This is a genomic window from Streptomyces sp. CA-142005 (genome assembly GCF_050942335.1).
In the GTDB taxonomy this organism is placed as follows: domain Bacteria; phylum Actinomycetota; class Actinomycetes; order Streptomycetales; family Streptomycetaceae; genus Streptomyces.
Map to the genome: position 1 here is coordinate 727,913 of NZ_CP192078.1, position 23,140 is coordinate 751,052.

General features: G+C 69.4%; 19 protein-coding genes and 2 pseudogenes. 11 read left to right on the forward strand and 10 right to left on the reverse strand.

Annotation, left to right across the window (positions count from 1 at the left end; translation table 11 throughout):
- Window positions 1–15: 15 nt before the first annotated feature.
- Window positions 16–516: a hypothetical protein gene (locus tag ACQPXS_RS03765; protein ID WP_433446875.1), complete on the reverse strand. Its 501-nt coding sequence runs from the start codon at window positions 514–516 to the stop codon at window positions 16–18.
- A 598-nt stretch (window positions 517–1,114) separates the two neighbouring features.
- On the opposite strand from ACQPXS_RS03765, the gene ACQPXS_RS03770 reads away from it, so the two are divergent.
- Window positions 1,115–4,564, forward strand: coding sequence for a phosphodiester glycosidase family protein (locus ACQPXS_RS03770; RefSeq protein WP_433446877.1), 3,450 nt, complete (start codon window positions 1,115–1,117; stop codon window positions 4,562–4,564).
- A 255-nt stretch (window positions 4,565–4,819) separates the two neighbouring features.
- On the opposite strand, the gene ACQPXS_RS03775 is transcribed toward ACQPXS_RS03770, so the two are convergent.
- Window positions 4,820–5,599, reverse strand: a complete 780-nt coding sequence (locus ACQPXS_RS03775; protein WP_433446879.1) for a class I SAM-dependent methyltransferase — start codon at window positions 5,597–5,599, stop codon at window positions 4,820–4,822.
- A 351-nt stretch (window positions 5,600–5,950) separates the two neighbouring features.
- Between ACQPXS_RS03775 and ACQPXS_RS03780 the strand changes: the two genes are divergently transcribed.
- The 6 genes from ACQPXS_RS03780 (at window position 5,951) to ACQPXS_RS03805 (ending at window position 10,522) form a co-directional block, all read left to right on the forward strand.
- Entirely contained in the window at window positions 5,951–6,496 is a 546-nt protein-coding gene (locus ACQPXS_RS03780; RefSeq protein WP_433446881.1) for a hypothetical protein, read from the forward strand.
- Between the two features lie 246 nt (window positions 6,497–6,742).
- Window positions 6,743–7,291: a DUF4142 domain-containing protein gene (locus ACQPXS_RS03785; RefSeq protein WP_433446883.1), complete on the forward strand. Its 549-nt coding sequence runs from the start codon at window positions 6,743–6,745 to the stop codon at window positions 7,289–7,291.
- A 499-nt stretch (window positions 7,292–7,790) separates the two neighbouring features.
- On the forward strand, window positions 7,791–8,369 hold the full coding sequence (locus ACQPXS_RS03790) for a fasciclin domain-containing protein (RefSeq protein ID WP_433446885.1): 579 nt from the start codon (window positions 7,791–7,793) through the stop codon (window positions 8,367–8,369).
- A 188-nt stretch (window positions 8,370–8,557) separates the two neighbouring features.
- On the forward strand, window positions 8,558–9,073 hold the full coding sequence (locus tag ACQPXS_RS03795; protein ID WP_433446887.1) for a hypothetical protein: 516 nt from the start codon (window positions 8,558–8,560) through the stop codon (window positions 9,071–9,073).
- A 72-nt stretch (window positions 9,074–9,145) separates the two neighbouring features.
- Complete coding sequence (locus ACQPXS_RS03800) at window positions 9,146–9,691, forward strand: hypothetical protein (RefSeq protein ID WP_433446889.1); 546 nt, start codon at window positions 9,146–9,148, stop codon at window positions 9,689–9,691.
- A gap of 411 nt (window positions 9,692–10,102) precedes the next feature.
- Window positions 10,103–10,522 (forward strand): CBS domain-containing protein, encoded by a 420-nt coding sequence (locus ACQPXS_RS03805; RefSeq protein ID WP_433446891.1) that lies wholly within the window; start codon window positions 10,103–10,105, stop codon window positions 10,520–10,522.
- A gap of 124 nt (window positions 10,523–10,646) precedes the next feature.
- On the opposite strand, the gene ACQPXS_RS03810 is transcribed toward ACQPXS_RS03805, so the two are convergent.
- Entirely contained in the window at window positions 10,647–11,213 is a 567-nt protein-coding gene (locus ACQPXS_RS03810) for a hypothetical protein (RefSeq protein WP_433446893.1), read from the reverse strand.
- A 194-nt stretch (window positions 11,214–11,407) separates the two neighbouring features.
- Here ACQPXS_RS03810 and ACQPXS_RS03815 point away from each other — a divergent pair, with 194 nt between their 5' ends.
- Window positions 11,408–12,604 (forward strand): PP2C family protein-serine/threonine phosphatase, encoded by a 1,197-nt coding sequence (locus tag ACQPXS_RS03815; RefSeq protein WP_433446895.1) that lies wholly within the window; start codon window positions 11,408–11,410, stop codon window positions 12,602–12,604.
- A 169-nt stretch (window positions 12,605–12,773) separates the two neighbouring features.
- Here the strand turns inward: ACQPXS_RS03815 and ACQPXS_RS03820 are convergent.
- The 4 genes and pseudogenes from ACQPXS_RS03820 to ACQPXS_RS03835 all read right to left on the reverse strand — a co-directional run.
- Window positions 12,774–13,112: pseudogene (locus ACQPXS_RS03820) on the reverse strand (GAF and ANTAR domain-containing protein); the annotation flags it as partial.
- A gap of 2 nt (window positions 13,113–13,114) precedes the next feature.
- Window positions 13,115–14,320, reverse strand: coding sequence for an IS110 family transposase (locus tag ACQPXS_RS03825; RefSeq protein ID WP_433445832.1), 1,206 nt, complete (start codon window positions 14,318–14,320; stop codon window positions 13,115–13,117).
- Window positions 14,321–14,521: 201 nt separating this feature from the next.
- Window positions 14,522–14,887, reverse strand: a pseudogene (locus ACQPXS_RS03830) (GAF domain-containing protein); the annotation flags it as partial.
- Between the two features lie 250 nt (window positions 14,888–15,137).
- Window positions 15,138–16,850, reverse strand: coding sequence for an MFS transporter (locus ACQPXS_RS03835; protein WP_433446897.1), 1,713 nt, complete (start codon window positions 16,848–16,850; stop codon window positions 15,138–15,140).
- A 242-nt stretch (window positions 16,851–17,092) separates the two neighbouring features.
- Between ACQPXS_RS03835 and ACQPXS_RS03840 the strand changes: the two genes are divergently transcribed.
- On the forward strand, window positions 17,093–17,881 hold the full coding sequence (locus ACQPXS_RS03840) for a TetR/AcrR family transcriptional regulator (RefSeq protein WP_433446899.1): 789 nt from the start codon (window positions 17,093–17,095) through the stop codon (window positions 17,879–17,881).
- A gap of 212 nt (window positions 17,882–18,093) precedes the next feature.
- On the opposite strand, the gene ACQPXS_RS03845 is transcribed toward ACQPXS_RS03840, so the two are convergent.
- On the reverse strand, window positions 18,094–19,398 hold the full coding sequence (locus ACQPXS_RS03845; RefSeq protein WP_433446901.1) for an MFS transporter: 1,305 nt from the start codon (window positions 19,396–19,398) through the stop codon (window positions 18,094–18,096).
- Window positions 19,399–19,646: 248 nt separating this feature from the next.
- Window positions 19,647–20,867, reverse strand: a complete 1,221-nt coding sequence (locus ACQPXS_RS03850; RefSeq protein WP_433446903.1) for an RNA-guided endonuclease InsQ/TnpB family protein — start codon at window positions 20,865–20,867, stop codon at window positions 19,647–19,649.
- A 306-nt stretch (window positions 20,868–21,173) separates the two neighbouring features.
- On the opposite strand from ACQPXS_RS03850, the gene ACQPXS_RS03855 reads away from it, so the two are divergent.
- Window positions 21,174–22,100: a hypothetical protein gene (locus ACQPXS_RS03855; protein WP_433446905.1), complete on the forward strand. Its 927-nt coding sequence runs from the start codon at window positions 21,174–21,176 to the stop codon at window positions 22,098–22,100.
- Window positions 22,101–22,223: 123 nt separating this feature from the next.
- The gene (locus tag ACQPXS_RS03860; protein ID WP_433446907.1) at window positions 22,224–22,751 is read left to right on the forward strand and encodes a DinB family protein; all 528 of its coding nucleotides are present in this window, start codon (window positions 22,224–22,226) and stop codon (window positions 22,749–22,751) included.
- A gap of 132 nt (window positions 22,752–22,883) precedes the next feature.
- Here ACQPXS_RS03860 and ACQPXS_RS03865 read toward each other — a convergent pair whose 3' ends face one another.
- Entirely contained in the window at window positions 22,884–23,132 is a 249-nt protein-coding gene (locus ACQPXS_RS03865; RefSeq protein WP_365330110.1) for a hypothetical protein, read from the reverse strand.
- Between the last annotated feature and the right edge of the window lie 8 nt (window positions 23,133–23,140).

The window sequence follows — 23,140 nt, forward strand, 5'->3', positions numbered from 1 at the left end:
GGGCATTGGCATCATTCACGTCCCGCCATCCGCAGGCACACGGAATACCGGGCCTCGGGCACCCAGGACCCCGGGCACGCCCTGCCATAGGACCGCACCCTTCTCCCGCTCCCAGTCCGCCGTCGCCCGGGACCGGGCCCATTGGGCCACGGCTGCCGGAATCAGCATGATGGGCGGCATCACCTCGTGGAACGTAACGCCGATGAGCATCATCCAGCAGGCTGTCGCGCCCACGAACCCGGCCGTGCGCCGTAGCGTCAGCCGCCGCGCCGCATCCTGGCCGGCGTGCGGTTCCTCGACGCTGTCGATCTGAACGGCGTGCTCGTACTTGCGGCGACGCCGGCCGGGCAGACGGAAAACGAGTGGCAGCAGCGCCAGGCACACCAAAGTGACCGCAGCCGTGCCCACCAGCACGGACTCCAGCCGGTGAGTCGTCCCGATCAGGACCAGCAACAAGCCTTCGGACAGCACCGCGCCTGCGCCCATCATCAGCGCGGACGTCTGCTCGAAGTACACCACCCTGATCAGCCCGGGTCCAGCGTCCCCAGTCATCGCCCCAACTCTCTGCCCGGCCACCCGCACAGGCAGGAAAGATCCAACGCCGTGCGGAACGCGGGGTCAACCGACCATGTGTCAGAACATCGTCAAGACTGTCCTGGTCGGCCACCGCCGGTCTACAGGGCTGCCCTTCCGAGCGTCGGCGTCGGTTCCTGACCCCTCGCTGCAACCGCTCCACCACCGCCTGACTAGCCGTCAGAAACTCTACGAGGCACTCACCTTCGCCCTGGAACGTCTGCTCCCCCCCGGCTGCTGCATCGAATGTCTCGTCCGCCGCCACAGTGTCCGGCAGCCGCCGTGGACGCCCCTGCCCCAACCGCGGGACGAGATCTGTCGTCCACGTGGTCGAACGCTGCTTCAACCGCCTGAAGCAGCGGCGCCCGAGGGGCGGTTCGAGGAAGCCGGAGGTTAACGCCATCCGACCGGCTGTTGAGGTGAAGCGCTCTGATGGTCATCTGCGTCACCCGGAACGGAAACCTGTGATCCGCCCAGCCGGTGTGCGGTTGGTGTGCGATCCGGTGCCCACCGGCGCGCATGCCCGTTAAGGAACCAATCAATGACATTTCGCGTGAAGAGACCTGTGGGAGCCGGTATTCGGCGTACCGCAGTGGCAGCCGCGGCGGCGCTGACGTTCGCCGGCGCCGTGACAGCAGCGGGACCCGCTTTCGGTTCCGGCGCCGAAGCGGCCGCGGACAGCAATGCGGTCACCCCGGACTGGCTCCCGGACACACCGGAGAACTGGCCCCTGGTGGTGGACTACACCCGCACGCCGGCCCAGACCGTCACCCGTGGTCTGCAGCACTACAGCGAGACCTACGACACCGTGGGCGGCCGCCAGCACATCCAGGTGCTCGACGCCGACCTGACGGACTCGAATCTGCGAGTCGGAATGGTCGAGGCCGGCGACACCCTCACCAACCCGGCGGACGAGACCCCGTCGTCGATGGCCCGTCGCACGCACGCGGTGGCCGGTGTCAACGGGGACTACTTCGAGATCCACGCCAGCGGGCGTCCGCTCGGCGGCATCATCTCCAACGGACACATGCTCAAGAGCCCCAAGCCGGGCTTCGCCTCCCAGTTGGGCGTGAAGCCCGACGGCACCATGGTGATGGGGCCGGAGACCTTTTCCGGCTCGATCAGCGACGGCTCCGCGACGCGTTCGCTGACGTCGGTGAACACCGTGAACGACGTGGCGTCCGGCGGCATCACCGAAGTCACCCCCGACCTCGGCGAGACACCGGGCCTGGCCAAGCCCGCCACTCTGGTCATCGGCCACTCCGCCGACGGCGGCTTCGTCGTGGACGACGTGCGGTCCGGCGTCACCACCGTGCCGCGGCTGAGCACCGACCAGCTCGGTCTCCTCGGTGCCGGCGACGGCGGTCAGTGGCTGGGCGACACCCTGCACACGGGTGACACGGTGGGCATCACCACGAAGTTGTCTCCTGACAACGATGTCACCCAGCTGATCAGCGGTGTCGACACGCTGGTGAAGGACGGCAAGGTCTACCAGGACCCGACCGGCACCCCGCCGAGCGGCGCCAACCCGGAGACCGCCGTCGGCATCACCAAGGACGGCAAGCACGCCATCGTCGTCGCCATCGACGGCCACGGCGGCGCCTCCACGGCTTTCGGCGTGACGCCGGAGCAGGCCGCCGGCTACATGGTCGCCCACGGCGCCTACACCGCGATGCTCTTCGACGGCGGCGGCTCCACAGGAATGGTCAGCCGCGCCCCCGGCGCCGACCGGGCCGACGTCGTCAACACGCCGTCCGACCTGCCCGGCAACACCGAGCGTCCGGTGGCCAACGGCATCTTCTTCTACTCCACCGCCAAGGAGGCCGGACCGGCCGTCAAGGTCAGGGTGAACGACGGCGGGACGGTCACCACCGTCGCCGGCGGCTCCATCCCGCTCCCGGTGTACTCCGTCGACCGGTTCGCCAACCCGGCCGCCGGCACGGTCCACGTCCGGGTGGAGCCCTCGAGCCTCGCCACGTACGAGGACGGCAAGCTCACCCCGCACCGGACCGGCACCGGCCGGATCATCGCCTCCGCCGGTAAGGCCTTCACCTCCGAGAAGCTCGAGGTCGTCGGCAAGCTCGACACGCTCACGGTCACGCCCGACAAGGCCGACCTGGACAACGGCGCCACCCAGCAGCTCGCCCTGTCGGGGACCGTCAAGGGCGGCGGCACAGTCCAGATCCCCGCCGAGGCGGCCGCCTGGAAGGTCAGCCCGGACGATCTGGGCAGCGTCGACTCGCACGGCCTGTTCACGGCGCACGCCGACAAGGGCGGTCTCGCCGACGTGAGCGCCACGGTCGCGGGCGCCACCGCCACCGCGTCGGTCGCCGTCGGCAGCGTCAGCAAGACCATCGACCCGATGAGCAGCCTCGACGTCTGGCGGCTCAGCAACAACACCACCGGCAAGCCCGCCGCCCTGAGCGCCGACCCCGGTGTCGTCCCGCCGGGTTCCACCGAGTCCGGATCGCTCAAGCTCGATTACTCGATGCCGGCCGGTGCCGGGGTCAAGCAGTTGGTGCTCTCGCCGAAGGTCACTCTCAAGACCGACACCGACAACGGCCAGGTGCCCACCGCCATCGGTGTCTGGATCAAGGGTGACGGCAACGGCATCGAACTCGCGGAGAAGTACATCGGCGTCAACGGGTCCTCGACCACCCTCTACCCGACGTACGTGACCTGGAAGGACTGGCACCTGGCGGTCGCTCAGCTGCCGGCGGGCATGCAGTTCCCGCTGACCATCAGCTTCATCGACTTCCTGGCGATCAGCCCCAGCACCTCATACAGCGGCTCGCTCAACGTCGGGGGCCTTCAGGCGCTGTACTCGCCACGACCGGTCACGGCGCCCGAATACCACGCGATCCCGAAGAACCCTGACTGGCTGTCCTTCGAGGAGGACTCCGCGGACTTCGCCAAGAAGGGCACCACCCTCCTCGCCGGAGACGACGCGCACCTGCTCGCCGGCGACCCGGGTTCGGTCAGCAGCAACGTCATGGACTCCATCGCCAAGCGGCTGCCCACCCTCGCCCCGCAGGCGCGGCCGGACGCCGCACAGTTCCTGGGCGACATGTCCGACGACGGCAAGCCGGCGGACCTGCAGTACGCCAAGTCCAAGATGGACGCCCTCGGCATCCCCGCCCGTGACATCGTCGGCAACCACGAGATCACCCAGGGCACCGACGCCGAGAACGGCAACTACAGCGACACCTTCGGCGACACCCACTACGCCTACACCCAGGGTGCGGCCCGGATGATCGTCACCGACAACTCACATGGCAGCCTGCAGTCCTCGGACCCCTTCCAGGATCCTTCGGGCGCCCAGTACCCGTGGCTCGTCCAGCAGCTGACGGACGCCACCGCCAAGGACGTGCTGGTCATCACGCACATGCCCGCGTACGACCCCCACCCGGCCGCGAACAGCCAGTTCACGGACCGCTGGGAGGCGCAGATGTACCTGCGGCTCGTGCAGCGCTACCAGCAGACGCACCCGAAGCAGCATGTAGTCATGTTGTACGGTCACGCCCGCGGATTCGCCGAGCAGATCCTCAACCCCGAGGGGCAGAGCGTGACCACTGCCGAAGGCGGCATCCCCCAGTTCACCTTCGCGGACCTCGGCATGCCGGCCTACGCCCCTGCCGACCAGGGCGGCATCTACCACTTCGGCCTGCTCCGGATCGGCGACGACGGTGACTTGCAGTACTCCGTCGAGCCTGCCCTCGCGTCGATCACCGTCAAGGGTCCCAAGGATCCGATCGCCAAGGGCGACCGCGTCACCCTGACGGCGTCGGGAGACCAGGTCGGCGGCGACAACATCGCCCCGCTCACCATCCCGATCGCGGACCCGGCGTCCCACGTCTGGACGTCGAGCGACTCCAGGGTCGCTTCGGTGGATCCGTCCACGGGAGCCCTGACCGCCCACCGCTCCGGCACCGTCACCGTCTTGGTGACCTCCGGCGGCGTCACGGGCAGCTGCCAGGTCGTCGTGGAGTGACATGACGGATGACGGGGTGCCCGAGCGTTCCGGGCACCCCGTCGGCGTAGCCGTATGCCGTGGTCATGGCCTGTGGCATCCACGCCGCCGCCCTGGATCGGTCGGCCTTCGTTACAGAGAGAGCGTCTATCCACTCGACATCGCTGCTGCTCTCCGAGCGATGTGGACCGACTGTCGGTGCCGGATGAGACTGCGGATGAGCCTTCTTCGTGAGACGGCGTGCGGCGTGTCCTCGATCGTTGTCGACGTGATGCTTCACAATCGCCGGACGCGCAGCACGCCGGTCAGCATCGGGAGGATGAACCCGCCGTGGGCGGTCTCCGGTCTTCTTGCGAGGAAGGCCCGGATCCGGCCCAGCGTGGCCTCTCGTTCCTGTTCTGGCATGACCAGCACCCCCGCGCGCGTCGCGATGGTCGCGACGAGGGTGTCGGCGGTGCGGCGCTGCCCGTGCGGGAACTCGGCCTGCTCCGGCGAGCCGAACCGGGCGGCCACCCCGCTCTTTGGAAGGTGCATTTCTGCGGTCTCGGCGCGCCAACTGCCGGGCGTGTCACGCGGGCCGACGGCCGCGCTCCCACCGATCCGCGCGAGCCCGGCGACCCACTCGATCTGGTCGTCCATGACGTTCCACAGGCCCGCCAGGATGCCGCCGGGGGCGAGGACCCTGGCGATCTCGGGTCCCGCGACGGCCATGTCGAACCAGTGCATGGCGTTGCCGGCCAGCACGGCATCGACGGAAGCGTCAGGTAGCGGTATCGCCTCGGCACTACCGGACAGGGCACGGACGGCCGGCAGCGAGCGGCGCAGCTCGGCCAGCATCGCCGGGTCGGGCTCGACCGCAATGACTTCGAAACCCAGTGCGACCAGCGTGGCGGTCAGCTTGCCGGTCCCGGCGCCGAGGTCGAGCACGCGCGGGCCGGGCGCGGGCTCGAGCGCCCAGCGCACCGCGGCATGCGCGTAGTCCGGACGGTGCTCGGCGTATGCGGCCGCCGCCGCGCCGAACGACGAGGCGTGAAGCAGCCGTTCATCCTGGGCCATGTGGTTACGCTATCCGTGCTGCTGATCGCCGACTATCCCGCCGGACCACTTCGGCGACGGCCACCAGCGCACTCGGACCAGCAGGGCACCGCGGGCAGCCTCGGACACCCCCGCACGCACCCCCCGTTGGCCACCCCGGCCCGGCCCTGCCCAGCGATAGCCCCGGACGTCGACTGCGACCGCGAGGCCGGCGCCGACCCACCCGGGGCACGCCGCCGCGGAGAATAAGCCGGCAGGCGTCGAAGAGCTCTTCGGTCTGCTCGGCCCGGCGCTGGTCTGGGTGGTGGAACTCGCCTGGGGCTCGCACGTACTGGGCGGGCGGGTACGCCTTCGCTGGGTGAAGCTGAAGGCGTGAGCATCAGTAGCGAGCGCCCGGTAAGTACTGAGCAGATCTACGCAGCGCTGGCCGCTCTGGCGGCTGAGCCGGAAGCGGATCCGGAGAAGCGACCCGAGGGGCCGCAGGAAGAAGACCGCCTGCACCTGCTGGGCAGTCTGCTGGCGAAGACGGAGCTCGAGATCACCGCCGCAACCCGCCTCACCGAGGAAGGGGAGATCGAGGACGTGCTTGAGACGTTGCTCGGTTGGGGGGAGCAGGTGGGAGAGGATCCCGGCCTCGCGGTCAACGTCCTGACAAACCGGCTGCAGCGCACGGCGGTGCAGGTCTCCGAACCCGAGGCGGAAGAACTGCCACCCGGCCGCGAGGCCGCCTTCGCTGCCGTCATGACGGCCGTGTACACCCTCAGCGCTCAGTTGCACGCCGAGCGCGGCGACACGGAGGGAACCCGACGCGCTCTGAGCGGGGCGGAAGAAGCTCTCATCGACATCCTGCAAGGCATGCATGACCTGCGCGTCGCCATCGGCGACGCGGTCGGACCGGAGGACCAACCCGAAGACTGACTCGCAGGAGCACGATCTGCGACTGCTCTGACCTGCACCTTGGAGCGGACGTTGGTGCTCCTCGACGTCGTTGCGAATGACCGACAGCGGCGCTCCGCCGCGGGAACCGGAGCAGTATGAAGGCGAGGTCCTCGGTTGCCGAGCAACTCAACCGGGTTAATCATGACATAGGTCTGATTTCTCACCCTTCGAGCAATAAGGGTGGGTTTTTCGTCGGGGCTTGCACGTGCGACCCATGGAGGACTCATGTACACGACTCGATCCGGTGCCCGTTTCACCGCCGTCTGCGCCGCCGCTCTGTGCCTCACGGGCGCCACGTCGCTCCCGGCTCTCGCTTCGTCGACGGTCTCGCCGCCGGCGGTTTCCAGCCTGGACAGGCAACTCCTGACCGCAGCCCACCAGGGCAACCTGTGGGAGATCTCGGTCAGCCGGCAAGCTCAGAGCGCCGCGACCACCGCCTGCGTCAAGCGGGTCGCCGCCGACTTCATCCGCGACCACCGCACCCTCGATGCCGGTGTCGTCAGGACCGCGGCACGACTCGGGGTGGCGCTGCCGTCCGGGCAAACGGCCGCACAGCTGAGGCAAACCGCCGCCCTCAAGTCCCTCGCCGGAAGGCGCGCCTACGATGCGGCGTGGCTCAAGGCCCAGTACCCCGCCCACGTGCAGACCCTCGCGCTCATCGACAAGGTGATCGCCTCGGGCACCAACCCGCGCGTCAAGTCCCTGGCCAAGAGCGCGCGCCCGGTGGTCGCACGCCACACCCAGATGGTCAACGGCGGCGTGTGCCGCGGGTAGCGCCCGCCGACTCCGGGATGTGATCCCGGCCCACCGATGTGCGCCTTGGGGGGGTGCCGGTGGAGCGGCTCGCCCGAAGCCCCTCCTACTCCTCGTCGGTATCGAAATCGACGTGTACCAACTGCCCACGTTCGCGGAACGCCTGCAGCTTGCTGAAGGCTGGCAGCACCGCTGGAGGAGGAGCCGGGCCGGCGCCCACTCCCCATTGCTGGACGACGCCCAGGAGCCCCTCGCTCCTTGCCCCTGCCAGACGGACCAACTGGCCGCGGCGCCAGTTCGGCAAGCCCAAGTAGGCCGAGGTCCAACAGGGCGGGGCGGTTACCGCGTCCGGGCTTCGAGATGCGGGCGACGGCACCTGCTGGATACGCTCGCTGAGTGGCCGGGTGATGTCGGCTCAAGCCCGCGGCGCGGCAGCCGCCCCACCCCGCCCAGCGGAAACCAAGGCTTCCGCAGTCCAAACCTCTGCAGTGTGTTCACGCCTCCATGGGAGGAAGATGCGATGAGGTTCACCCGCATGCGTGCAGCACAGGCCAACGCGGCAGCTCTGATCGCCATCCCGCTCGCGCTGGGAGGTCTGGCATCGCCGAGCCACGCACAGGATGCGTCTCCCAGTCCGTCCGGGACGTTCGGTCCCGGCTGTTCGGCGCTCTCACAGAAGGCCAATACAGCCAAGGACAAGGTCGTAGAGGCTGCGTCCGCATATCCACAGCTCAGCCATCTGGTCTCAGCCGCGGTCAGAGCAAGGTTGACCGGTACCCTCGACGGGAAGCCCAACGTCACCATCTTCGCTCCCAATGACCAAGCCTTCCAGACGATGACCGTGTCGCATCTTGCCTCGCTCCTCAGCAATCAGGGGCAGCTGAAGAAGGTGCTGACCTACCACGTCGTGGACAAGCAGATCGCCCCGAACGAACTCTCCAAGGGCTCCTTCACGACGGTGGAAGGGAGCAAACTGACCACGTCGGGCTCGGGCACCACCTTCAAGGTCAACGGCAAGGCGAACATCGTCTGCGGCAACATCAAGGCCGCGAACGCCACCATCTACGTCATTGACAAAGTTCTCCAGCCCCCGTCCTGACTCATGGCTCTCGGCGCCGGCGCGGGGCGACCCGTGCGGACTCCGGAAATCCCTGATTCCCTACGCCGCGGCCGGTGTCCGCCCGCGGCCGCGCTTCGACTGGCGGGGTCTGTGGCGAGAACAGCCCGAGCGTCGGCTCGACGATCTGCACACCGACCTGTCCCGCGCACTATGCATCCGTGGCGCGCATGGCATTGTGGACCGGCGGCATCAGCATCGCCCTGACCGTGGTGTGCCATCTTCTGCTGTCCCCCCGGTGGGCGGTCACCGGGATAACTGCCGCCAACGCCCTGTCCTACGCCATCGGCCTGCTGCTCACGGCTCTGCGCCTCAGGCGGCGCGCCGAGGTCCTGCTCCATGGCCAGCGCATTTGCCGCACCTGTGCAAAGTCGACCGCGGCCCCCGGCTCATGCAGCCACGGCCTGGCTGGCCTCACGACGCGCGAGGCGCAGGTGCCGGCGCGGGTCGGCACCTGCCAGCCCGGCGGGCGCGGACCGGGTGACGCCAGGCCCCGCCGCGGTGAGCCGTACGGCCAGTTCCGTGCCCTGGTCGGCCGCCGTAGAAGCCTGGAGCAGATGGTGGCCGGTGAACTGAGCACATTCCATCTGGCGACCCACAGTCTGCCGCTCGCCGAGGCACCGCGGGCGTACCAGCTATTCAAGGCCAACGATGACGGCTGCGTACGAGCCGTCATCCGCCCGTAGACGCTCGGGCTTTGAGACCATCGCGGGCGCGTACCCGCCACTCGGCCCCGAAGCCACCGATGGAGGTTGCAGATGAACGCGCCTGCGCATTCGGAAGCTCACAAGCGCCGCCCCGCCGTCCAAGGCACCGACATGAAGCTGCTCGGCATCTATCTCAACGACCACCTCGCCGGCGCCACCGCCGGCACCCAACGTGCCACCCGCCTGGTGCGCACCGCCGGCGGTTCTGCGCTGGGCCGTGCGCTCGGGCCCGTAGCGGCCGAGATCACCGAGGACCGGACAGCGCTGCTGGACATCATGCGGGATCTCGGCGTTCCCGTTCGCCTGTACAAGGTGTGCGCGGGCTGGGCGGGCGAGAAAGCGGGGCGGCTGAAGCCCAACGGCCGCCTGGTACGCCGCTCGCCGCTCGGCACCGTATTGGATCTGGAAGCACTGCGGCTGGGGGTCGAGGGAAAGGCGGCAGCATGGCAGACTCTGCGCCGCCTCAGCGCGGCCGACGAGCGCCTGGACCCTGCCCGGCTCGACACCCTGCTCGAACGCGCCCGGCAGCAGCAGAAAACCGTCGAGGAGTGGCGCATCCGCCAGGCCGAAGAAGCACTGGCCACAACGGCCGGCTGAGCTCCGGCCGTCCGGCATGCGACGGCCCGCCCCGCAAGGTCCGGTTCAAATTCTGCCGGGTCACGATGAAGTACCTCGCCTGAGGCCCTATCGCCTGTCGGGTGGGCGGACCTCCATGCTCGCAGCACACATGCGGCGGCTGCGGGCCGAGGTGGGCAGCTGCCGGAGGCCTGCCGAGGACGAGCCGGCCGGACGCCGCCACGAGAATCTGGCCGGCTGGCCTGAATCGCCGCACCGCGTGGATTTCCTTCCCGCTCTTGCTTCGTTCCCGCAGAGACAGAGGGGATCGGATGCTCTGCCACACTCCACGCCACGGGGGCCGCTTCCACCGCCGCCTGCTCCGACGTGAGGTGCAGGAGGGCGCGCGCCGGGTACCCGGTCGGCACAGCGGAGCCGGTAAGAGGAGGCGTCATGGCTCAGCATGTACGTGACATCATGACCAGCCAACTGGTGACGGTGGAACCGCAGACGTCTGTGACAACGGTGGCCCAGAGGATGCGCGACGAGAACATCGGCGCCGTCCTGGTCACCGAGGGCGACGAGCTGCGCGGTCTGGTCAGCGACCGCGACCTCGTGGTACGTGCGCTGGCGGAGGGCGGCGACCCGGAGCAGAAGACCGTCGCCTCGGCCTGCAGTGACGATCTTGTCATCGTGACTCCGGACGAGGACCTCGATCATGCGGTGGAACTCATGCGCGAGCACTCCATCCGCCGCCTGCCGGTCGTCGAGGAGGGACACCCTGTGGGCATCATCTCCCTCGGTGACATGGCGATGGAACGGGGTGCGGAGTCGGCGCTCGGTGATATCAGCGCGGCCAAGCCGAATCGGTAGTACCCGCGAAGCAGCGCCAGAGTAGAGGCGCTGAGCCAAGTCGTGTGGCGGCCGTCCAGCAGCCGCCACACGACTGACGTGCGTTCTCTCGGCGTTCGCGACAGGCGGCCAGAGGGCTTGGTCTCTAGAGGGCTTGGTCTTCTGCCGAATGCCCGCTCGGCGAGTCTGTTTCCCGGTGGTGTGCCGAGGCTTTCGCGACCTGCTTCAGCGCCGACGCCGTGGCGGAGTCGCCTACCTTGGCGGGTTGCTCGTGCGGGTGGCTCTCGTGGTGGAAGTGGGAGGGTGCCAGCCTGTCGCCCGGACCGTAGCGCTGCGACAAGGTGTCGGTGGACGCTGCGGGGGCGGCCGCAGCGGGCCGCATGCCGTAGCTCGTGTCAGTCTCGGCGTTGCCGACCCTGTCGGCCCGGGCCGCCTCTTCCTGCGCGCCTCGTCGGGGGGCCGGCTGGGTCAGCCACGCCACGGCCGCGCCGGCGAGAGCCACGGGCCATTCCACCACCCCTGCGACGCCGAGCACCCCGGCTCCGGTGTAGACCGCCATCCGCCGGTTACGGGGAGAGATGGCTCCGATCCAGTCCACCGCGCTGTCGACGATCTTGCTCACCTGCTCGGCTCCGGGCACGCGGCGCAGCCCGGCGCCGACGGCCCGCAACGGCTGCGGAAGATCCGACGAACTCGTCCTGCCCTGGCTCATGGCCCGCTCCTTCCGCGCGTCCTCAAGGGGTCCGAGCCCCGAGTTTCCCGATGTCGCACCGCATATGCCCCCGCGCGATACATGCCGCGTGCGAGCGTTGTCAGGTTCCCGGGCCGTGGCGCGTCCGGTCCCTGGTGGCGCGTTCGAAGGCGGGCTGGGGGAACCCGGGGCGCACGGACCGGGGAGGTGGCTTGGTGGCTGGTGAGCGTTTCGGTCTGGACGAGGTGTTGCGGGCGGCGGAGGACGCCGCGCCGGTGCAGTCGGTGGACGTGGTCGCCCTGAACCTGGAGAAGCGGTTCTCGGCGACAGAGGTGTCGTTCCTGTTCGTCGACTTGATCGGGCAGGAAGCCGTACGACTGCCCAGAACCGGTACGGCGGAGGCGGCGCGCGGCGAGGCGGAGAGATGCGAGCTGGCGGGCAGCGTCTATGACCGGGTGCTGCGCAGCCAGTGCCTGCACCAGGAGGACGACGGGGAGGGCCGGTGCCGGATGGTGGCGCCCGTGACGAACCGCGGGGACTGCATCGGCGTCCTGGACCTGGTCGTGCCGCATGCGGATGACACGGTCCGCGACGCGGTGGCGCAGGCGGCGCACGCGCTCGCGTACATCGTGGTCACCGACCGCCGCTTCACCGACCTCTACCACTGGGGTCGGCGCACTACGGCCGTGAGTCTCGCCGCGGAGATCCAGCACCAGCTGCTGCCTTCGGCGTCCTGCTGCGAGGCGGCCCAGTTCACCCTGGCCTGCGGTCTGGTCCCGGCGGACGACATCGGTGGTGACACCTACGACTACGCCCTCGACCAGGACAGGCTGTACCTGTCGATCACTGACGCGATGGGGCATGACACCGCTTCCGCCCTGCTGGCCACGCTCACGGTCAACGCTCTGCGCGGAGCCCGCCGCGCCAGTCAGGGTGTCCTCGGCCAGGCGTATGCCGCACATGAGGCGATCACTGAGCACGCCCGCGGCATGACCACCGGGCAGCTGCTCTGCGTCACTCTGAAGACGGGTGAATGTGGGCTGGTCAATGCCGGCCACCCCTGGCCCCTGCGACTGCGCGGGGCACGGCTGGAGGAGCTGGCCGTCAAGGTCAACCTGCCGTTCGGGGTTCCCGCTCCGGTCACCTACGAGGTGCAGCGGTTCGACCTGGAGCCGGGCGACCGACTGGTGCTGCTCACCGACGGCATGACCGAGCGCTGCTCGGCCGCCGTCGACCTCACCGCCCTCATCCACGACACCTGCGACGAACACCCCCGCGAAGTGGTCCGCGCCCTGACCGGTGCGGTCCACGACGCGTGCGGCGGCTCTCTGCCGGACGACGCCACCACCATGGTCCTGGACTGGCACGGCGGCTCGGACCGACGGAACAGCGACGCCGGCGCCGACACCTGACACGCCTCGCCCGCACCGACCTGCCCGTCCACCCGGGGGCCGTATGTATGAACCGCCCCACGTGGGGGACTTCGGTAGACAGGCCGGGTCGGCGACGCTCCCCTGGGGGCCGGCCGGGCTCAGGCTCCCCCGGTTCAGCAACCGTGCCGGCGGAGCCGCCCCACCGGGGTCAGGACAGGCTGCCCTTTTCGCACACCTGGCGGGCCACCTCGCGGAGCTTGACGTTGTGCTCCTGGGAGTAGCGGCGCAGCACGCCGAACGCCTGGTCCTGGGTGAGATGGTGGCTGCCCATGAGGATGCCCATGGCCTCCCCGATGACATGGCGGGTGGCGACGGCCTGCTCCATCTGGGCGTGAGTGCGGGCGCTGGAGAAGGCGACCGCGGCATGGGAGGCCAGCAGCCAACCGGCCGTCTCACTGACCTCGGTGAACGCCCCGGGCCGACAGGAGTAGAGGTTCAGCGCGCCGAGGTCCTCGTCCTCGGTGAACAGCAGGAATCTCAATGATGAGGTCAAGCCGTCTGCGTGTCCGGTGGGGTGGGGGTGAACAGTCTCTTGTCACGCAGCATCGCCCAGAGCACGTCGACGCGGCGTCGGGCGAGCGCAAGCAGGGCCTGGGTGTGGATCAGTCCCTCGGCACGCTTTCTGAGGTAGTAGTCCCGGGACGGGCCGGGCCGCATCATGGCAGTCTGGGCGGCCAGGTAGAAGATGTGCCGCAGGCGCCGGTTGTAACGCTTGGGCCGGTGGTAGTTGCCGGTGCGGCGGCCGGAATCGCGGGCGACTGGGGCCAGGCCGGCGTGCGAGGCGAGTCGGCCCGCGTCGCGGTAGCCGGACAGGTCGCCGACGATGGCGACGAACTCGGCGCCCAGGATGGGACCCATACCGGGCATCGACTCGATGATCTCGGCGCGGTCGTCGGCACGGAACGTCTCGCGGATCTCCCGGTCATTGTCCTTGATCCGCTCGTCCAGGGCCAGAAGCTGGTGGGCGAGGTCGCAGACCAGCTTGGCGGCCCGCTTCTCGCCCGGCAGCGCAGTCATCTGGGACTGGGCCGCCTCCACCGCTTTGGCGGCGACGGTGTCGGCGCCGCGGACCTTGCGGCGCTCGAGCCAGGTCGTCAGCCGCTTGACGCCGATCCGGCGCAGGCTGGCCGGGGTCTGATACTCAGTCAGCATCACCACCGGTCCCTTGGCCGCGGAGTAGTCGAAGGCCCGTTCCAGTGCGGGGCAGATTCCCACCAGCAGGTCGCGGAGCCTATTGATCAGCCGGACCCGGTCGGCGATCAGGTCGGCCCGGTAGTTGGTGAGGACCTGGAGCGTGGTGACCAGCTCCGCAGGCGTGCTCAGCGGGGTGAAGTCCCGGGGACGCATGCGGGCCTGGTCGGCGATGACGCGGGCGTCCTTGGCGTCGGTCTTGCCCTCGCCTTTGTAGGCGCCGGACATGCGGTTGACCGTCCGGCCGGGCACGTAGACGACCTGCTGGCCGTTCGCGATCAGCAGGGCCAGCAGCAGGGTGGCGGCCCGGCCGGAGATGTCCACCGCCCACCGCACCTCTTCAGCCCGTTCGCGGGCGGTCTCGATGAGCGTGAGGATCTGGGCCTCGTCGTTGATCACCTTCGTCGAGAAGAGCGTCTCGCCGTCGGCGTCGACCGCGACTGCCCAGTGATGTCCCTTGCCGGCGTCGATGCCGACCCATATCCGCGCGTGAGGCGTGCTCAAGCCCGTCGCTCCGTTCCACCGTGACCAGCACCTTCGTGGCCCGAGGAACACCCCGCCGACAGGTCCCTAACCAGCGATGACCGCAGTTCTCAATCAGTGGTCGGAGCGTCCCGGAGGACCGGGCGGCCATTCCTTCCGAGCCATCAACGGCAACCCATCATCAGCCACACCCGGTCCTCCCGGACCGCCAACATTCTTAGGGAAGCCCATCATGCTGCCCAGTCCCAGTTCCCGGGCGGGGGGCGCGTAGGAGGGCCAGCGCTGATGCTCGGCGGCGAAGTCGGCGATACGGAAGACCCGCTCCCCCAGGTGGGTGCGGGCCGCGTCGAAACACGGGCCTTCCTGTAGGCGCTCTTGCAGCTGGTCGCTGTCGATGACCAGCCGGTCCGTCGGAGCGAGAGTCTCCACGCGCTTGCCGCGCAGAACCAGAACACCGGCGGCGTCGCAGCCCTCGACCAGCTCCGTAGCGGACCCGGTGATCCGCCGCAACGTGGCATCCACCGAATCCTGGGCCAGCAGATCACGCGCCATGGTCGCCATCTGCTGTGCGAATTCGCGCCAGTCCATGTCATCTCCTGTCGCTCATCCCTGGCAGAGCAAGCACCTACCCGCTTTCCCTGCGGAAACGACGCATGAGGACCATGGTTCACCAGCGAGCGACGAGCGGCCCGGGAAAAGCCTTGAAAGCCTTCCTGCGCTTGATGCGGACGCACGGACCTGTTGCGGCCCGCTCGGGCCGGGCGTCGGCGGAAACGAGCGGCCGGGCAGCCACCGCTGGGTGGTGCCCGGCCGTTCGTGTCGCCGAGGCTGCCGGGGCTCAGTGACCGGCAGAACCCTCGGGGCGTGCGTGCCGCGGCAGGAGGAAGGAGAGCAGGAACGTCAAGACGAGCATGCCGTCGACGATCCACAGCACCGTCTTCATCACGGAGCCGAAACCGCTGCGGAAGGCCGACGTCGCGGTGGTCTCCAGCGCGCCCGGTATCCGGGCGCCGGCCTGCGGCGACGTGACGGCCGACCGGGCGTCCTTCTCCAGGCGGGTGCAGGACGCCGGGGTCGCTGCAGGATCCTTGGCGACGGCACGGTCGGAGGCGCACCGCCGCAGGTCCGCCACAACGCGGTCCTGGGCGGCCGGCGCCACGTGCACGGCGCTCAGCTGATCCCGCAGGCCGGCCGAGTGGTGGTCGACGGCGGTGGCGATACCGCCGCCCAGCAGGCCGAAGAACACGGTGCCGAGGAGCGCCACGCCGAAGGCGCCGCCGAGCTGCTGCATCGCGGTCATCGTGCCGGACGCCGAGCCCGTCTCGTGCTGTTCGACGCTGGCGAGCACGATGTCGAAGAAGGGTGCCATGAGCAGGCCCATCCCGATGCCGGTGACGAGCAGGGCCGGCACGAGCTGCCAGGGGCCGACGCCGCTGCCCACCGTGTCGAGGGTCAGCCACACGCCGAACACGCCGAGCGCCATGACCGCCGTGCCCGCCTGGAGCACGGCCCGGCCGAACCGGGCGACAGCCTGGGCGACACCGAAACCGACGATCATGCCGCCCGACCAGGGCACCATCACCAGGCCCGCCTTCAGCGGCGCGTAGCCGAGGCCGATCTGGGTGTAGAGGTTGAAGACCAGCATGAAGCCCTGCATGGTCGAGAAGAAGACCAGCCCGAGTGTCATGCCTCCGCTGAACCCGCGCTTGCGGAACAGGCTGGGGACGACCAGCGGATCCCGGCCGGCCTTGCTGCGGCGCGACTCGTAGATGGCGAAGGCGACGAAGACGGCCACCGACGCGGCCATCATCGCGAACGTCCACCCGGGCCAGTCGTACTCACGGCCCTGCACCAGCGGGAAGATGATGAGCAGCGCGGCCAGCGAGACCAGGAGCATGCCGGGGATGTCGAGGCGCGGCCTGTCGCCGGACCGGCCCCTGGGCAGGTAGCGCAGGGCCCCGAGGAGGGCCGCGGCACCCAGCGGCAGGTTGATCAGGAAGATCATCCGCCAGCCGGTGCCGAAGTAGTCGGCGTCCACGAGCCAGCCCGCAAGGATCGGCCCGCACACCGCGGACAGCCCCATGACCGGGCCGAACATGCCGAAGGCCTTCTGCGATTCCTTCGGCGGGAACATCTCCTTGATCATGCCGAGGCCCTGCGGCAGCATCACTGCGCCGAACAGGCCCTGGACGACACGTGCGGCGATCAGCATCTCGGGCGACACGGAGACCGCGCACAGCAGCGAGCCCACGGTGAAGCCGGCGGCTCCCACCAGGAACATCCGGCGACGGCCGTGGATGTCCCCTAGCCGGCCGCCGGTGACGAGTCCGACCGCCATCGAGAGGGTGTACGCGGCGGCGAGCCACTGGAGGGTGGAGGCGCCGCCACCGAGGTCGGCCCGCATGGAGGGGCCGGCGATGTTCGTCACGACGGCGTCGAGGAGATCCATCACCTCGGCCGCGAGGATCACGAAGAGCGCAGCCCAGCGCCACCGGTAGGGCGCTGGCGAGTCGGTGGGCGTCTCGGCGGACGCGACACCGGTGGTGGACATCGGAAACTCCTCACAGAAGGGATGACCAAAACTGCCCGGCTCGCTGGTGCGGCCCAGAAAGACAGGCGACCGGAGACTCTGGAGAACACTGTTCACTGTAACAGAACGGTGCTCACCAAGAGAACGGCGTTCATTAAGATATAGCGCAATAACTCCGCCCGGACAAGATATATCGCGTCTGCGGTCCAGAAGTGCCCTCAGCCAGCGCAGAACACTGTTCTCCGTGTCCCTAGACTGGTCTTATGAGCGACGCGGCCGCCGGCACCCCAGCACCCCCTCCGCCGTCCCCGTGGGAGCGCGAGCGCCCCGCACGCACCCACGTCGCCCCCGTACGCACGCCGCTGTCGCGCGAGCGCGTCGTCGAGGCCGCCATCACCGTGCTGGACCGGCACGGACTCGACGGCCTTTCGATGCGTCAGGTGGCGGCCGAACTGGGGGTGGCGGTCTCCGCCCTCTACGCCCACGTCAGCTCCAAGGACGACCTCCTGGAGCTCATGTACACGCGGCTCTTCGCCGGCTACGCGATGCCCGCACCCGATCCGGAGCACTGGCAGGAGCAGCTGCGAGACTTCGCCCGCGCCTGGCGCCGACGTCTGCTGTCCCACCGGGACATGGCCAGGATCTCCATGGCACACGTCCCCTTCACCGCAGAACTGCTCCCGCACGTCGAGGCGTTGCTCGCCATCTTCCGCACCGCCGGGCTACCCGACCGCATCGCGGCGGAGGCCGGAGACCTGATCTCCACCTACATCGACGGGTTCGTCCTGGAGGAGGGCATGTGGCGGGACCGGGCCGCTCAACACGGCGGTGCCTCGCTGGCCCGCCCCGACTGGCGCGAGATGACCGGCGAGATGCAGAACTACTTCGCGTCCCTGCCCGCGCAGGACTTCCCCCACCTGCGCGCCCTGTCCAGCCTGATGGTGACGGACTCCTCCGACGAGCGGTTCGACATCGGCCTGGAGATCATCCTGCGCGGCCTGGCGAGTTACCTGCCGGGCCCTGCGAACGGCCCGGCGCCGGAAGGCGACTGAGTCCGCAAGCCGACCGAGTCCCGGAGTCCGGCGCGACCCTGGACGCCGGCGGCACATGCGGCACGGCCGGCCTGGCCGCCGGGGACGTCTCAGCCGCGACTCCGGCTGAGCGCTCCGGTTGGCGGATGGTGCCGACCGGGGTTGTGTCCGCGCACCGTCCCGGCTACGACCGCTGACGGAGTTGTGTCGGCCATTCGCGGCGATGGAAGCCCTCACGCAGACGGGACCGGAGTCTCCGGCGGGGCGGGAAGGGTCCGTCCCAGGCGAACGAGCGGGGACAGGGCCATCAGTGCCGGCGACAGCAGCATGCCCGCGGCTGCTACCAGGAGGCTGGTGCGCGTCCCCCACACTTGGGCGAGAAAGCCGCCGAGCAACGAGCCGAGCGGGGTCAGCCCCATGCCGGCAAAGCTGACAGTCGCGGCCACACGACCTTGCATCCCGTCCGGAGTGACGATCTGCCGGACGGCCATGACCGTGACGTTCACCAGCTGGCTGAAGGTCCCGAAGACGAAGTTGACCGTAAGGAGCGCGGGAACCGTCACCGCGGAGGAGCCGTGCAGTGCGGGCACGGACAGGAACACGCCGTCGCCGAGCGCTGCCGCGGACACGAGCACAGTGCCGTATCCGAAGCGGTTCGGCAGACGGGCGGCCAGCAGCGAGCCCAGGAGCGCGCCCGGCCCTGTCGCCGCGAGTGCCAGTCCGACGACGGCGCCCGACAGGTGCAGGTCCCGTGGCAGGAACAGCAGATAGACGGTCGTCACAGCCGCGAAGGAGAACTGGAACGCGGCTGATGCCAGGCACACGGTCCGCAGCGAGGTGTCGCCGGCGACAAAGCGGAGGCCCTCATGGATCCGCCGCCCGACCCGAGCCGGACGTTGCGAGTGTTCCGGGATGGATTCGCGGCGGCCGATGCGTCGGATCGACAGGAACGACAGCGCGAAAAACGCCGCGCTGGAGACGGCAGCGATCGGCGCCGACAGCGCAGACACCAACGCACCGCCGAGCGCGGGACCGCCGATCTGCGCAGCGGACCGACTGCCCTCGAGCGCGCTGTTGCCCCGCACCAACTGATCGCGTTTCACCAGTCGTACCAAGGACGCCTGGTATGCCACGTCGAAGAACACGGACAGAGCTCCGACGGCGAAGGCCACCACGAGCAGCGCCGGCAGGCCGAGCGCACCGAGGAGCCCGGCCACGGCGGCGGCGCCCAGGACCAGGGCCCGACCGGCGTCCGTCAGCACCATCAGCGTGCGGGTCCGCCATCTGTCCACCCACGCGCCGGCGAAGAGCGACAGCAGCAGGATCGGCGCCTGCCCCACCGCGCGCAGGGCGCCCAACTGGGCCGCACCGGCGTTGAGCGTCAGGACGGCGAGCAGCGGCAGAACCACCAGACTTGCCTGTTCGCCCAGTTGGGAGGCCGTCTGGCCCACCCAGAGCCGGCGGAAGTCGCCGTCCTGCCACAGGCTTGACGGGACAGGTCGGCCGGAATCGGATACAGCGGAGGAAGAGGACGGCACAGGTATCCCTCGGATGACCGAAGACGAGACCCGCCAACGGCGCACGACAGGTGCGCCGACCATTTCAGGCAGCGGGAGGGAAAGGCTCGCTGTGCCGCGCATCAAGGGCAGCACGCGATGACGGGCCGCTCACGGCCTCAGACGTCAACGCGTGCTCGGACGACCGACCATGTCTTCGCTCCTCTTGAAGGCTCCCCTCCCTGAAGGGAGGCAATTGTCACCCTCCAGGCTGAGCGGGGATTTACGGCTCAGGCCGCCGCCGGAGCCGGCGGCCCCGGTGGTCTTACGCCCTCGGCACCGTCCGGGTTCCAACCTGCCCGGACCAGCATCACGCGGGCGGAGTTCTTGTCCCTGGGGGACACGGCCGCGCACGCGGTGCAGGTATACGTTCTCATCGACAGAGGCAGTGCGTGCTTGGTTCTCGCTCCGCACTGCGCGCAGTCCATCGTGGTGTGCGCCGGGTGCACGAGACGGACGTCCCGCCCGTGTTTGCGGCCCATCTCGACCAGGGCACGCTTCGTCGCGGCGATGGCGGCATCGGCCGCCTTGCGGGCCATGGTGGTCTTCGCCAGGAACTTCGGCCTGAAGTCCTCCACCGCAACCCCGTCGTGGCCGCGCATCACCCGCTTGGCCCACTTGCGGCCGGTGTCCTCCCGCTGCCTCGCGATCTTCTTGTGCAGCTTCGCCGCCTGCGCCTGGGCCTTCCGGTAGCCGGCGGATGCGGGCCGTCCCTTCGGAGGCCGGCGCCGGGCCATCATCCGCTGGTACCTCGCGAGCCGCTGCGCGGCCCGCCTGCCGTGCTCGGCATGCGGCAGATCGTAGGCGTCGTCGGTGGTGGTAGCGGTCTCCTTCACACCCCAGTCCACGCCCAGGACGCGGCCGGTCTCACAGAGCGGCTCAACCTGAGCCGGGACGACGAAGGACACGTACCAATGTCCGAGCGTGTCCTGGTACACCCGCACACTCGACGGGTCGGCCGGAAGGTCCCGCGACCACACCACCCTCAACACGATCCCGCCGGCAAGGTGCAGGCGCCCGTCCCTGAGGCGGAAACCGCGCTTGGTGTAGTTCAGGCTGGGCCGCGCCTCACGCTTCCTCTTGAAGCGGGGCATCTGGGCCCGGCGGTGCATCGGCAACCGGTCCCTGATGTCCTTCAGCGCCTTGACACGGGACTTGGCGAAGTCGCGTATCACCTGCTGCTGCGGCACGCTCGCGCCCTCAGCCAGCCACGGCGTCACCCCGCGGGCCTCGGTCAGCATCTTGTCGAGCTGAGCCGGACCACAGGTCACCTTCTCACCCGTCGCCCGGCTCCGCGCGTGCACCTGCTGGGACTTGGCCACGCATTCGTTCCAGATCCACCGGCAGCGATCCCACTCCGCTTCGAGCCGGCGCCTGGCCGTCTTCGACAGGCGCACACGGAAGGCGTACCGGGCATGCCCGGCGTCCTTCGTGGATGCCTCTGTCGTCATACATCCGAACCTACCCGAGAGGACCGACAGTTGAGAATTCTCGATCATCGTGGGCGACAACACCGCCGTCCGGGGCGGACACCGGACCGCCCTGACGGCGATCCGGCTATCCCTGCCCTGCCCCGCAGGAGCCCGATTCCTCCCCGGCGCTCCGCGAACACTAGCTCCCGCTCGGCAGTGCAGGAAAGGCGATTAGGCGCCGGGCAGACGGCGGGGATCAGTCCGGCTGTTCGCGCCGGTCACGAGGGGACGTACTGAGTAGGAGAACTCATGTCCGTCAGGGCGGGGGCTGGCAGGCTCCGCGGCATGACAAGTGGCAGAGGGGCGCTGACGGTCCTGCATCTCTTCTTGGTCTGGGCGACGATGGCGGCCGCGATGCCTGCGCTCGGCTTCGAGTTGGTGGTGACGGCCTGGGGCGGCGGTGGCGGAGCGGTGGTGCCGGTCTTGGCGTTCGGCGTGCCGCTGATGGTGGGCCTGCTGGCCTTGGCGGGCATACCGGCGAAGAGCGTGGTGCCGCTGTGCGGCTCGGTGCGCGGGCGGCTCGGTTGGGCGGCCCTGGTCTTCGTCCTCGGCACGCTCGGTGTCCTGGCAGGCCTGGACGCCTACGGCGGGCACGTCGACCTGGGAAGCGCCGGCACACGGGTCGCGCTGACGGGGGTGCCGTACGCCGTCGCCGCAGCGCTCTGCGTGCCGGGCCGGTGGGTACGGCTGGGGGCGGTAGCTGTGCTGGCGGCCGGTGTGGGCTACGGGGGCTTCATCGGCCCGGCGCAGGCACGGCAGCACCGGCACGCGGCGGAGATCGCGCGCTACCGGGAGCATCCGGAACTGCTGTATCTGGGCGCTGCGCCGCCTGGAATGCGGGTGTCCCGTGCCGTGGTCGGGCCCGCCTACTTCAGCGTCGAATACCACTCTGTCCGGGAGGGATACGAGTTGGGGTACGTGGGCCTCGTGGTGCGTCCGCCGCTCACGCAGACACCACGATGCCCAGCGCCCGCGGAGAAGGATGCGACCTGCACGGTGGACGTGCACGGCGAGATGCGCATGATCCGCCGCCTCCCCGGTGGCACCCGCGACATCACCCTCACCCGCCACCACCACGACGCGGAGGTTGAGGTCACGAGCCAGTCCCTCGGCGAACCCGGCCTGCGCCACCTCCTGAACACGCTGCACCCGCTGTCGAACACGGAGCTGGAAACGCTGATGCGGGAAAAGGCGATCGTCCAGGGCTACTGAGCCATGCACCCGCCTCGGGCAAGGCCAGTCCCTGCCCGGCCCTCAGCCTGGGTGGTTCCACCGGCTGCCCGTTCCGGATGTCAGGGAACTCCCTGCATGGCCACCGGAATTCGGGGATGCTGGATGACCGTGACCGAAAATATGGGCGCAACTGCTCCGGGTACCGAGGTCCGGGCGCTTCTGGGCGTCTTGGACGGACAGGGGCGCCACGTTCTCGGCATCCTCGAGGGACTCGATGCGGAGGCGCTGCGCCGGCCCGTGCTGCCATCCGGGTGGCACTGCCTGGGACTGGTCCAGCACCTCGCGCTGGACGTGGAACGGTTCTGGTTCCGTGCGGTCGTCGCCGGAGACGAGGAGGTCATCCTGGGCCTGACGAGCGGCGACGAAGCGTGGAACGTGGCACCGGACGTGCCGGCCGTCGACCTGCTCAGCCGATACCGGCAGGAGGCGGAACTCGCCGACGCCGTCATCACCGCCACCCCTGCCGACGCCGCCCTGGCCTGGTGGCCCCGCGACCTGTTCGGCGAACCGCACCTGCACACCCTGCGCGACGTCCTCCTGCACGTCATCACCGAGACCGCTTGCCACGCCGGCCACCTCGACGCGGCACGAGAGCTTATTGACGGCCGCCGCTGGCTGGTCCTGACCTAGCTGTACTTGTTCATGAGGTTGGTGACAGCCGACTGATCGGTGGCTGCCCGCCGGCCGGCGATGCCTGACCTGGTCCTGCCCGGGCGCGAGGCGGTTCGGGGGGTTGAGCAGGAGGCTCCAGGCCATGGCCGGTTATGCGTCCGTCCGGCACAGCGCGTACAGAACGGCCATGGTGTGCGTCGTGGTCCGGCAGGGCGTCTCGGCGGCGAGCGCACGGCCGGCGGCCAGCAGCAGGTCGGCCGCGTCGCGCACCGTGCAGCACGCCTGGAACTCGCCTGCGATGCCGAGTTGTTTCGCCAGGTGACGGACCTCCTCCTCGTGCGCGACGAGCTGACTGCGGAGGGCTCCGGTGTCGAGAGGCCGCATACTCTCTGTATCCATCCGACCAC

Bases quoted from the DNA above. Each gene is read 5' to 3' on its own strand.
- ACQPXS_RS03790 (WP_433446885.1), top strand. From the start codon at position 7,791: ATGAGGTTCACCCGCATGCGTGCAGCACAGGCCAACGCGGCAGCTCTG.
- ACQPXS_RS03800 (WP_433446889.1), top strand. From the start codon at position 9,146: ATGAACGCGCCTGCGCATTCGGAAGCTCACAAGCGCCGCCCCGCCGTC.
- ACQPXS_RS03850 (WP_433446903.1), bottom strand. From the start codon at position 20,867: ATGACGACAGAGGCATCCACGAAGGACGCCGGGCATGCCCGGTACGCC.
- ACQPXS_RS03795 (WP_433446887.1), top strand. From the start codon at position 8,558: ATGGCATTGTGGACCGGCGGCATCAGCATCGCCCTGACCGTGGTGTGC.
- ACQPXS_RS03775 (WP_433446879.1), bottom strand. From the start codon at position 5,599: ATGGCCCAGGATGAACGGCTGCTTCACGCCTCGTCGTTCGGCGCGGCG.
- ACQPXS_RS03860 (WP_433446907.1), top strand. From the start codon at position 22,224: ATGACCGTGACCGAAAATATGGGCGCAACTGCTCCGGGTACCGAGGTC.
- ACQPXS_RS03805 (WP_433446891.1), top strand. From the start codon at position 10,103: ATGGCTCAGCATGTACGTGACATCATGACCAGCCAACTGGTGACGGTG.
- ACQPXS_RS03840 (WP_433446899.1), top strand. From the start codon at position 17,093: ATGAGCGACGCGGCCGCCGGCACCCCAGCACCCCCTCCGCCGTCCCCG.
- ACQPXS_RS03770 (WP_433446877.1), top strand. From the start codon at position 1,115: ATGACATTTCGCGTGAAGAGACCTGTGGGAGCCGGTATTCGGCGTACC.
- ACQPXS_RS03855 (WP_433446905.1), top strand. From the start codon at position 21,174: ATGACAAGTGGCAGAGGGGCGCTGACGGTCCTGCATCTCTTCTTGGTC.
- ACQPXS_RS03835 (WP_433446897.1), bottom strand. From the start codon at position 16,850: ATGTCCACCACCGGTGTCGCGTCCGCCGAGACGCCCACCGACTCGCCA.
- ACQPXS_RS03810 (WP_433446893.1), bottom strand. From the start codon at position 11,213: ATGAGCCAGGGCAGGACGAGTTCGTCGGATCTTCCGCAGCCGTTGCGG.
- ACQPXS_RS03785 (WP_433446883.1), top strand. From the start codon at position 6,743: ATGTACACGACTCGATCCGGTGCCCGTTTCACCGCCGTCTGCGCCGCC.
- ACQPXS_RS03865 (WP_365330110.1), bottom strand. From the start codon at position 23,132: ATGGATACAGAGAGTATGCGGCCTCTCGACACCGGAGCCCTCCGCAGT.